Raw genomic sequence first — 9,212 nt, 5'->3', positions numbered from 1 at the left:
ATATCCAGGGGGAGTAACCCCAACTATTACATCTAATCCCAATCCTACGGAAACAGCCGAACCCGAAGTTAGTTTTTCACCAGCAGAAACACAACGTAAACAAAAATTGGGCGATCGCCGTGAACAATTAAGTATAAATTCTAACTTTTATGTAAATTTAATAAATCAAATATTTTGGGATACAAACCCTAGCCTAAAAGGGCGTACCTTGAGTAATAATCCAGAAGATGAAAGTTTACGGGCAGAATGGGATAAAACCGCCGCCCAAGTCCTAGAAAAGCTATCAGTAATCAGTTTTGCTTCCCGTCGGCAACTAGGAACTTACACTTCATCGGAACGCGATCGCTGGAAAGTCGAAGTTAATAAAATCAATGTTGGTAGTCGTTCTTTATTTGATTTAGGTGATGCTGCTTTCTTCAGTGTATTCCCTGAACAAAAAAGTAAAGATTTTATCAATCAACCTATTGGACAAGTTTGGTACGCATTTGTTAATGATCAACTTAACGCCCTTCTTTCTAAACGCACATTTGAAAAAATAGTTTTTCCTCAAGGTGCTACTGGTACAACAGTGCGGGGTATACTCCAACCAGGAAGAGGTAAAGTTTTTATCGCTGGACTAGCTACAGATCAAAATATGGAAGTTAAGCTAGAAGGAAGTTCAAAACTTTTACTATCCATTTATTCTCCTTCTGGGAAAATCGTATTTCTAGAAGATTCTCCACAGCGGAATTTATCAAAAGCATTACCAGAAACCGGATTTTATGAATTTGTGGTTGTGTCTACATCCTCAGCAGAACCAGCAGATTATAGACTCACTGTCACCGCAGAAAATCCCCCAGAACTAGATCCCATACCCACAGAAACACCAACAGAACCACCAGAACCCACACTTACAGAAACACCAGAACCCACACCGACACCGACAGAAACAGCAAACCCTAATTAGCGAGGTAGGGGCGCAGGGACTGCGCCCAGTTAGAAGTCGTAGGGGCGAAGCATTCGGAAAATAACCTTGAACAAAAATGGATAATTTGTCGCCCGAATGCTTCGCCCTTAATGAAGAATGAAAAACATTCTTCCCTGTCACCTGTCACCTGTCACCTGTCACCTGTCACCTGTCACCTGTCACCTGTCACCTGTCACCTGTCACCTGTCACCTGTCAATTGTATTTAACCTAGAGAAACAGTTAAACTACCAGGTTTAGCTAAATCACCAGTTAACACCACACCGCGATTATTAGCGTGTAAATGACGGAGAATTTTGTAAATTGCTTCAACTTCATCAGCAACGCCGGCAATATTTGCAACTTCAGCAATAGAAAGTGGTTTCTTCTCTTTTGCCAAAACTTCCAAAACTCGTTTTTGTAAATCGAGAATCACAGCAGCGGCTTTTTTACCAGCTTCTACACCTGGTTGGTGATAAGCATTGACATTTACTAAACTGGCATATAAACCCACAGCCCGTTCATACAATGCAATTAACGCGCCGACAGTACGAGCATTAACTTGAGGAATGCTGACTGTAATCGAATCACGGTTATTTTCATACAGTGCTTGACGAGTTCCTAGCAAGAAACCAGAGAGATAATCTCCAGAAGTCACACCAGGATCAACTTCTGTGGATTTTCCTTGACGATCTTCCAAAACTTCAATCAAGGTTGCAAAGAAATTAGGTACACCTTCCCGCAACTGCTGCACATAGGCGTGTTGGTCGGTAGAACCTTTGTTACCATAAACTGCAATTCCTTGAAATACAGTTTTCCCGTCTAAATCTTTTTCCTTACCCAAAGATTCCATGACCAATTGTTGCAAATAGCGGCTAAATAGCAACAAACTGTCTTTGTAAGGGAGAACCACCATATCTTTTTCACCTTTGCCATTTCCAGAGAAATACCAAGCAAGGGCTAATAAAGCGGCTGGGTTATTTTTGAAATCGGCGATGCGAGTGGCATCATCCATCTCTTTTGCACCATCTAGCATGGCACGAACATCAATGCCCTGTAATGCCGCAGGAACTAGCCCTACAGCGGACATTTCCGAGGTACGTCCACCCACCCAGTCATACATGGTAAACCGGGCTAACCAATTTTCTGATTTTGCGACTTTATCCAGGTTGCTATCTACGCCGGTAACAGCGATCGCATATTTAGAAAAATCTAAATTTTGGGCATTGTAGGCTTTTTTTACCTCTATCATGCCGTTGCGAGGTTCGGGAGTTCCCCCAGATTTGGAAATTACCAATACTAAAGTGCTGGCTAGTTTATTTCCTAATTGAGAGAGAACCCGATCAATTCCTGCGGGATCGGAATTGTCTATAAAGTGAATTTGTAGGGGGGGAGAGTCTGGGGAAAGGGCTTCAGCAACAAACTGAGGTCCCAAAGCTGAACCACCAATACCGATGGAAATGATATCTGTAAAGCGGCTTTCCTTGGGGGGATGAATTGCACCAGTGTGTACCTGGTCAGCAAAAGCTTCGATTTGTTCTAAAGTTTGAACTATTTCTTGAGTTAGTTCAGGTGTGGGGGCTAAATCTGGATTCCGCAACCAGTAATGTCCTACCATGCGGTTTTCGTCGGGATTGGCGATCGCACCTTTTTCTAATTCTGCCATATCCGTAAACGCTTTGTCGAACTTAGGCTGCAACGATGCCACAAACGCATCATCAAACCGCATCCGACTCACATCTAGATATAGTCCTAATCCTGGATGGAAATATAACCAGTCCTGGTATCGTTGCCAAAGTACCCTAGCATCCATAGGGAAATCTCAAATAAAGTGTTGGTCAAACACAAGTTTAATGTATGGTTTTGCTGATCCCTGCTTTGTCTTATACAGTTTTTAACTAGTTTGTGGAATTTCCCTTCCTCTGCTTATATTGCATTACACATCGGGCATGGGAACGACACGGAGGAATTTCACAATTTCTCCCCTAATTTCTATACCTATCAGGTAATTATCTAAACTAAAGCGAAAGAAAATCCCCTCCTCATCAAGCTGTCGCAGTTCTGGGAGATGATGGGGTTGTAATTTTTCCGCTAAGGTCACAAAAACAAAATTATACACCCGCTCATAGGCAGCCGGTTCTAAACTTTTGAGGTCTATTAAAAAAGATTTAGCGTAACGCACTTCCAGATTCACTAACCATTACCTAGATTTAAAGGGTTGAGAAAATAGTCATAAAAACATTAATTGTTTGGTAGCCTCTTCTATAGTAAGCATATCCCACGGTTGCTGAAGTTCTTTTACCTCTTCTATGGCACTAAGCATATAAAAATCATAATGCAACGCTTGAACAACAGTCCAGACTGTATACAACTCCTCATCTGCTAATTGTTCGATCATGTGGTGCATCCTAATCCGCAGTAAATTCATATAGCTATAACCAATTAACTTTATACATTAAAACAGTATTCCTCAATTATCCTCAAGTTACACTACAATTTATTCCACCAAGGCGCAGCTAATAAATAATTACCCACTAAATTATGATTGAATATTTAATTTTTCTGGCTATTTCTACCGCGACGTTTGCGCTGTTTGCATTAGGACTCAATTTACAATGGGGGTTTACAGGTTTAATTAACTTTGGTCATATTGCTTTTATGACCTTGGGTGCATATACAACGGTTTTATTGAGTTTCCAAGGTGTGCCATTGCTATTGTCAGCAGTAATTGGAGCATTTGTCGCCGCTTTGTTGGGTTTGATCATTGGTTTTGCAACTCTGCGCTTACGGGAAGATTATCTGTCAATTGTCACAATTGGTACAGGTGAATTAATTCGGTTGATGGTGAATAATCAGGAGTTACCTGTCGGTAATACTTGGATATCTGGGTCTTTTGGTGTGCAAAGTTATGTTGTCCCTTTATCAACAACTCCGAATTTATTTTTCCGATTGTTAATGATTGCTGTCCTCACTTTATTGACAGGGATAACATTATTTTCTCTATGGCGTTGGGTGCGAACTGCTCAAATTTCTGCCCGTAGAAATATGGCTAAAAATGGCAGTCTTCAACAAGAATTTACTTCCCGGTTGATAGTAGGAATTACTTTAGGGTTATTGGCTGGGGCAATTTATATTTCTGGTGTCATCGGACTGTATAATTATAATCCCAAAGCCGGTTTAATGCTCTTAGCGTTGTTATTTTTGGCTTTTGTATTTTGGCGGTTAGAAATTTTAGTGCGATCGCCTTGGGGAAGAGTGCTAAAATCAATCCGTGAAGATGAAGAAGTTCCCAAAGCATTAGGTAAAAATGTCTTTTCCTATAAGCTACAATCATTAATGTTAGGCGGGGCGATCGCTGGGATAGCTGGGGCGTTCTTTGCTTGGCAACTAGGCGCAATTTATCCCGATAATTTCCAACCCCAACTCACCTTTGATGCCTGGATTATGGTGATTTTAGGCGGCTCTGGTAATAATCTGGGAAGTATCTTAGGTGCAGTAATATACTTCGCTTACGATGGACTAACTAGGGAATTTTTACCGAAAATTGTTCCCCTAGATGTTGAACGGATTGGGGCTTTTCGGGTCATGTTTATTGGTTTAATTTTGATGGTGCTAATGATTTGGCGGCCTCAAGGTATTTTAGGGAAAAAGGAGGAACTGACTCTTGGTAAATAACGAATTATCTCCACTTCCTCTTCTTGCTGCAAGTGGACTTTGTAAAAGTTTTGGTGGGATTAAAGCAGTTGAGGAAGCTAATATTGAAGTTACCAAAGGTAGTATTACTGGGTTAATTGGTCCCAATGGTGCTGGTAAAACTACTTTATTTAATTTACTCTCTAATTTCATCCATCCCGATAAAGGCAGAGTCATTTTTGATGGTGAACCTATTCATCAATTGCCATCATACAAAATCGCTCAACAAGGATTAGTCAGAACCTTTCAAGTAGCGCGGGCTTTATCGAAATTATCAGTATTAGAAAATATGCTTTTGGGGGCGCAAAAACAAACTGGTGAAAACTTTTGGCAAGTTCAATTTCAACCTCACATTGTCGCTAAAGAAGAAAAGCAATTAAAAGAACGAGCAATGTTTTTGTTAGAGTCTGTAGGCTTAGAAAAAAAAGCCGCTGATTATGCCGGTGGTTTATCAGGGGGACAACGGAAACTTTTAGAAATCGGCCGAGCATTAATGACTAATCCTAAGTTAATATTGTTAGATGAACCAGCCGCTGGTGTCAATCCTCGGTTAATTGATGACATCAGCGATCGCATTTTATCTTGGAATCGTAATGACGGCATGACATTTTTGATTATTGAACATAACATGGATGTAGTTATGTCTTTATGTGATAGAGTTTGGGTATTAGCTGAAGGCAAAAACTTAGCTGTTGGTACACCTACAGAAATCCAAAATAATACCAAAGTTTTAGAAGCATATTTGGGACAATGATATTATATGAGATATGCCCAAGAAAATTAGAGAACTGAAAAATTTATTACTGCAATCAGGTTTTACTTGTCGTACTGGAAAAGGTAGTCACACTAACTGGTATCATCCTTTGTTATCTGGGAGAGTTACTATATCAGGTAAAGACGGAAAAGATGCGAAAGAATACCAGGAAAAAGACGTTAATAACGCCATCAAAAGAATAGAAGAAATTAAAAAAGCTCAAGAGGAAGTAGAAAATGAATAATCATTACACAATCATTATTCAATGGTCAGAAGAAGATAACTGCTTTGTGGTAAGTCTTCCTGAATGGGGAGAATTTTGTCATACTCATGGAGACACTTATGAAGAGGCTTTAAAAAATGCTCAGGAAGTTTTAGAAATGCTGATTTCATCTTATTTAGAAGATGGACAACCTTTACCCGAACCTCAAATTTTAGGTAAGTCATTAACAGCAGCTTAATTGTAATAATTAGGAAAGAGTGATTTTTGATCGTGAACTACGAGAAATATGTAAGTACCTGAGCAAAATTAATTCAACATTTTTAATCTCTGTATTCCTTATCTGTCCCCTGTCCCCTATTCCCTGTAACTTGTTCCCTGTCACCTGTCCCCTGTCCCCTGTTCCCTATTCCCTATTCCCTATTCCCTGTGAGTAACCGTAACCTGCAAGAAACACATTTAAACCGCGCCCGTGCTAGTCTCAGACAAGCATTATCTTGGTATGGATATCTCCGTAAATCGGGACAACTAGCCGCAAATCCAGAATTAGCAGGATTGCTAAAACCAGAAATAGAAGCTTTAAATGCCACACTCAGTAAATTAGATGCAAATGTAGTAAGAATTGCCGCTTTTGGTTTAGTAAGTCGGGGAAAATCAGCAGTATTAAATTCTCTATTAGGGGAAAAAATTCTGCAAACAGGACCTTTAAATGGTGTCACTCAATGGCCTCGTTCTGTGCGGTGGAAACCAGGAGATAAGGTATTAGTTGAATTAATTGATACTCCTGGTTTAGATGAAATTGAAGGAGATTCACGGGCGCAAATGGCGCGAGATGTAGCACGTCAAGCTGATTTAATCTTATTTGTTGTTTCTGGCGATATTACCAGAACTGAATATCAAGGATTATTGGAATTACGTCAAGCCCAAAAACCCTTAATTTTAGTATTTAATAAAATTGATTTATACCCAGATACAGATAGAAATGCAATTTACAAAAATCTCCAACAATTAGGCGCAGGAAATTTACAAAATAAGCCCTTATTACCGGATGAAATTGTCATGATATCCGCTGAACCTGCACCAATGGAAGTGAGGGTAGAATATCCAGATGGAACGATTAATTATGAATGGGAAACACCACCACCCCAGGTAGAGGAATTAAAGCAAACAATATTGAATATTTTAAATAGAGAAGGGCGATCGCTTTTAGCTTTAAATGCACTCCTTCAAGCTAGAGAATCTGAAGAAAATATAGCCGCAAAAACCGTTGATATCCGCGAAAAAGAAGCAGAAGATATTATTTGGCAATTTAGCAAATATAAAGCCCTAGCTATCGGTTTAAATCCCATTGCTTTTTTCGATATGGTTGGAGGTTTAATTACCGATTTAGCCTTAATTCGGGCTTTAGCTAAACTGTATGGTTTACCCATGACTAGCTATGAGGCTAGTAAATTATTAAAAACAATTTTATTCAGTTCCGGTGGTTTATTATTAAGTGAAATTGGTAGTAGTTTTATATTAGGTTTAGGTAAAAGTACCGCAGCGATCGCTAGTGGTGATAATCCTCTCAATATTACTACTTTTGTGGGTAGTGCGATCGCTCAAGGTGGAATTGCCGGTTATGGTGCTTATACAGTCGGTAAAGCCGCACAGTTATATTTAGAAAAAGGCTGTACTTGGGGACAACTAGGCGCTAATACCGTCATTCAGGAAATTTTATCACAAGTAGATAAAAATACTATTTTGTATCGCCTACAGCAAGAATTAGGCGGTAATTTTGGTGAATTTTGAGAAATTGAATCTAAGTAGTCATCACAAACTTTATAGCTTTGGATTTTTGCCTCTTTCCCATGCTTTTGATGCTGGAGATGGAGGTTCAGAAGGTTTTTGTAAGATTTCGACAATTGTAGCAATAACTTGATTTATTTTTTCATCCTTCAATTTTCCGATATTCCGAATAACATTACTTTTGTCTATGGTGGTAATAATATTAGGACGAATATAACAAGGACTTAAATTTAGTTTACCAACCCTAAAATCTTGGTCTTCTAACTTAATTTCATGATCTCTACCTGGTTTACTCGTAATAGGACAGACGATAATATTATTACTATCCGATTCTGCTATAATTAAAGCAGGTCTTCTCTTAGTAGCAGATGCGTCGGAAAAGGGAAAAGGCACAGAGATAACACACCTTTCACCAGATTTTCTATAAATCCTTCCAAGCTTCATCTTCCTCTGCTTCAAGCCAAATTTTATTTAATGATGATTCACTCAACTGCAAAAAATCTTTTACCAATGTTTGAGAATCATCGACATCACTAACTTGTAGATTTTGAATCCTTTCAAGTGGTAGATTAGTTAATTTGGCTACTAGAGATAAATCAATACCTTCCCGCAGCATATTGAGTGCAACTTGAGTTAAACCCTGTTGTAAACCTTGTTCCCAGGCTTCGCGTAAATATTGATCTTGAATTGCTAATTCACCCATAATCATAAGTTACAGATACTCTATTCAAATTATAACTAAAATATTTGGATTATTTATTACTTTACAATTCCTAACTTCTGACGTATCACGTCATGATTATATCACCAGAGAATAAAAAAGTATATAAATTAACTAAAAATAATTATTTGAATTGTTACTCTTAAAAAGAGTTAATCAACCATGAATAATTATCTTCATTCCCCGTGAATAAAAATTATTCATTAGCACCCCTTAAAGTTCCTAATTAACCTTGATCTCCCTCAACAAAGGTAACATTATCATGACATCCCTAAACGAAGTTATAAATGGTAAAAAACCCATTGAAGAAGCAATTCTTGAAGCCATTACAGAAGCCCGTGCAACTTGCGAAGAAAATGGTAATAATTCCGCTAATTGTGCAGTAGCTTGGGATATTGTCGAAGAATTGCAAGCAGAAAAAGCCCATCAAAAACAAGCAAAACACCGTAAAACAGCCCTAGAAACCTACTGCGAAATGTATCCAGATGCTTTGGAGTGTTTGATTTACGATCTTTAATTTAGATCAGGGTTTAGCATTGCTAAACCTCTAGCCAATTTATAATCAAAAATTCTATAGCAGCAGTCACTAAATCAAGAGTAAAAGTAAGAGATTCAAGTGCATTTATACAAACCCCTACTCCACAGCCCCCAACGCCTTTAAACTTAATATTTCCGCCCGGCTTAACCCCTTCACCCCCTGAATCTTCAACCCTGCATATAACTGATGGCTAAAGGTGGCGATACAGTTACCAGACTGGACATCCCACAGTTTCACCGTTTCATCACCACTACCACTAGCCAATATCTGACCATCTGGACTCCAGGCTACTGACAAAACCGCACTGCTATGACTTTGTAAAGTCCGCACACAGTCACCAGTCTGCACATCCCACAGTTTCACCGTATTATCATCACTACCACTAGCCAAGGTCAGACCATCTCCACTCCAGGTTATTGATCTAACCCCACTGCAATGACCCTCTAGCGATCTCACACAGTTCCCAGTCTGCACATCCCACAGTTTCACCTTTTCATCATAACCACCAGTAGCCAAAGTCAGACCATCTCCACTCCAGGCTACTGACAAACCCG

General features: G+C 39.1%; 12 protein-coding genes and 1 pseudogene. 7 read left to right on the top strand and 6 right to left on the bottom strand.

The window, feature by feature from the left end; translation table 11 throughout:
• Nucleotides 1–946: pseudogene (locus tag FJR38_RS27985) on the top strand (serine/threonine protein kinase); the annotation flags it as partial.
• 224 nt (nucleotides 947–1,170) lie between these two features.
• On the opposite strand, the gene FJR38_RS00925 reads toward FJR38_RS27985, so the two are convergent.
• The 3 genes from FJR38_RS00925 to FJR38_RS00915 all read right to left on the bottom strand — a co-directional run bounded on the left by FJR38_RS00925 (nucleotide 1,171) and on the right by FJR38_RS00915 (nucleotide 3,372).
• On the bottom strand, nucleotides 1,171–2,757 hold the full coding sequence (locus FJR38_RS00925; protein ID WP_168534894.1) for a glucose-6-phosphate isomerase: 1,587 nt from the start codon (nucleotides 2,755–2,757) through the stop codon (nucleotides 1,171–1,173).
• Between the two features lie 123 nt (nucleotides 2,758–2,880).
• Nucleotides 2,881–3,138 carry a cytotoxic translational repressor of toxin-antitoxin stability system gene (locus FJR38_RS00920; RefSeq protein ID WP_168493478.1) on the bottom strand — a complete coding sequence of 86 codons (258 nt, stop codon included), beginning with the start codon at nucleotides 3,136–3,138 and terminating at the stop codon, nucleotides 2,881–2,883.
• A gap of 36 nt (nucleotides 3,139–3,174) precedes the next feature.
• The gene (locus FJR38_RS00915) at nucleotides 3,175–3,372 is read right to left on the bottom strand and encodes a hypothetical protein (protein WP_168493480.1); all 198 of its coding nucleotides are present in this window, start codon (nucleotides 3,370–3,372) and stop codon (nucleotides 3,175–3,177) included.
• A gap of 113 nt (nucleotides 3,373–3,485) precedes the next feature.
• Here FJR38_RS00915 and FJR38_RS00910 point away from each other — a divergent pair, with 113 nt between their 5' ends.
• The 5 genes from FJR38_RS00910 to FJR38_RS00890 all read left to right on the top strand — a co-directional run bounded on the left by FJR38_RS00910 (nucleotide 3,486) and on the right by FJR38_RS00890 (nucleotide 7,402).
• Nucleotides 3,486–4,619 carry a branched-chain amino acid ABC transporter permease gene (locus tag FJR38_RS00910; RefSeq protein WP_168534892.1) on the top strand — a complete coding sequence of 378 codons (1,134 nt, stop codon included), beginning with the start codon at nucleotides 3,486–3,488 and terminating at the stop codon, nucleotides 4,617–4,619.
• A complete protein-coding gene (locus FJR38_RS00905) occupies nucleotides 4,609–5,391 on the top strand; it encodes an ABC transporter ATP-binding protein (protein ID WP_168534890.1) in 783 nt (260 codons plus the stop codon). Before FJR38_RS00910 ends, FJR38_RS00905 begins: the two co-directional genes overlap by 11 nt.
• Before the next feature lie 13 nt (nucleotides 5,392–5,404).
• On the top strand, nucleotides 5,405–5,635 hold the full coding sequence (locus FJR38_RS00900) for a type II toxin-antitoxin system HicA family toxin (protein ID WP_168534888.1): 231 nt from the start codon (nucleotides 5,405–5,407) through the stop codon (nucleotides 5,633–5,635).
• Complete coding sequence (locus FJR38_RS00895) at nucleotides 5,628–5,852, top strand: type II toxin-antitoxin system HicB family antitoxin (protein ID WP_168493488.1); 225 nt, start codon at nucleotides 5,628–5,630, stop codon at nucleotides 5,850–5,852. Before FJR38_RS00900 ends, FJR38_RS00895 begins: the two co-directional genes overlap by 8 nt.
• A gap of 188 nt (nucleotides 5,853–6,040) precedes the next feature.
• A complete protein-coding gene (locus FJR38_RS00890) occupies nucleotides 6,041–7,402 on the top strand; it encodes a GTP-binding protein (protein WP_168493490.1) in 1,362 nt (453 codons plus the stop codon).
• Between the two features lie 30 nt (nucleotides 7,403–7,432).
• On the opposite strand, the gene FJR38_RS00885 is transcribed toward FJR38_RS00890, so the two are convergent.
• Both FJR38_RS00885 and FJR38_RS00880 read right to left on the bottom strand, forming a co-directional pair.
• Nucleotides 7,433–7,792, bottom strand: coding sequence for a type II toxin-antitoxin system PemK/MazF family toxin (locus FJR38_RS00885; protein WP_371418122.1), 360 nt, complete (start codon nucleotides 7,790–7,792; stop codon nucleotides 7,433–7,435).
• 28 nt (nucleotides 7,793–7,820) lie between these two features.
• A complete protein-coding gene (locus FJR38_RS00880) occupies nucleotides 7,821–8,108 on the bottom strand; it encodes a hypothetical protein (RefSeq protein WP_254449303.1) in 288 nt (95 codons plus the stop codon).
• A gap of 274 nt (nucleotides 8,109–8,382) precedes the next feature.
• On the opposite strand from FJR38_RS00880, the gene FJR38_RS00875 reads away from it, so the two are divergent.
• Nucleotides 8,383–8,637, top strand: a complete 255-nt coding sequence (locus tag FJR38_RS00875; protein ID WP_168493492.1) for a Calvin cycle protein CP12 — start codon at nucleotides 8,383–8,385, stop codon at nucleotides 8,635–8,637.
• A gap of 117 nt (nucleotides 8,638–8,754) precedes the next feature.
• Here FJR38_RS00875 and FJR38_RS00870 read toward each other — a convergent pair.
• On the bottom strand, nucleotides 8,755–9,212 hold a 458-nt coding region (locus FJR38_RS00870), incomplete at its 5' end, for a WD40 repeat domain-containing protein (protein ID WP_371418121.1).

Origin of the sequence: Anabaena sp. UHCC 0253, from assembly GCF_009712085.1 — a bacterium.
Taxonomy (GTDB): domain Bacteria; phylum Cyanobacteriota; class Cyanobacteriia; order Cyanobacteriales; family Nostocaceae; genus Dolichospermum.
Note: the sequence above shows the minus strand (reverse complement) of the source record. Positions and strands in the feature narration are given on the sequence as shown.

What these genes read in the sequence shown, in the direction of transcription:
- FJR38_RS00910 (WP_168534892.1), top strand. Translation starts at nt 3,486, where the DNA reads ATGATTGAATATTTAATTTTTCTGGCTATTTCTACCGCGACGTTTGCG.
- FJR38_RS00915 (WP_168493480.1), bottom strand. Translation starts at nt 3,372, where the DNA reads ATGAATTTACTGCGGATTAGGATGCACCACATGATCGAACAATTAGCA.
- FJR38_RS00880 (WP_254449303.1), bottom strand. Translation starts at nt 8,108, where the DNA reads ATGATTATGGGTGAATTAGCAATTCAAGATCAATATTTACGCGAAGCC.
- FJR38_RS00900 (WP_168534888.1), top strand. Translation starts at nt 5,405, where the DNA reads ATGCCCAAGAAAATTAGAGAACTGAAAAATTTATTACTGCAATCAGGT.
- FJR38_RS00875 (WP_168493492.1), top strand. Translation starts at nt 8,383, where the DNA reads ATGACATCCCTAAACGAAGTTATAAATGGTAAAAAACCCATTGAAGAA.
- FJR38_RS00895 (WP_168493488.1), top strand. Translation starts at nt 5,628, where the DNA reads ATGAATAATCATTACACAATCATTATTCAATGGTCAGAAGAAGATAAC.
- FJR38_RS00925 (WP_168534894.1), bottom strand. Translation starts at nt 2,757, where the DNA reads ATGGATGCTAGGGTACTTTGGCAACGATACCAGGACTGGTTATATTTC.